This is a genomic window from Shigella sp. FC1967, assembly GCF_001743005.1.
Classification (GTDB): Bacteria; Pseudomonadota; Gammaproteobacteria; order Enterobacterales; family Enterobacteriaceae; genus Proteus.
In genome coordinates this window covers 1-274 of record NZ_MIIZ01000184.1, presented here as the reverse complement: position 1 = coordinate 274, position 274 = coordinate 1, and the positions used below count along the sequence as shown (strand labels likewise).

At 44.5% G+C, this 274-nt stretch carries 1 pseudogene; it reads left to right on the top strand.

Features of this window, described 5'->3' with window-relative positions:
* A pseudogene (locus tag BHE89_RS01665) lies at positions 1–274 on the top strand (hypothetical protein); the annotation flags it as partial.

Below are 274 nucleotides of genomic sequence, written 5' to 3'. Positions count from 1 at the left end.
GATTATTATCTAATGCCAATAACAGCGGACAGACTGAAGGCACTACCCACGCTGCCATCTCTGAGGGGAAATGGTTAATCCGTGATACGGATAATCAAACGCAAGATATCACTCAACTCAGTCGTGATACCGACCATGCCAATGACGGCAGCATCAACCCGATATTCGATAAAGAAAAAAGAGCAAAATCGCTTAAAACAAGCGCAACTGATTGGCGAAATTGGCAATCAGACCATGGATATCATCCGCACCGAAGGAAATATTGCGGGCTATA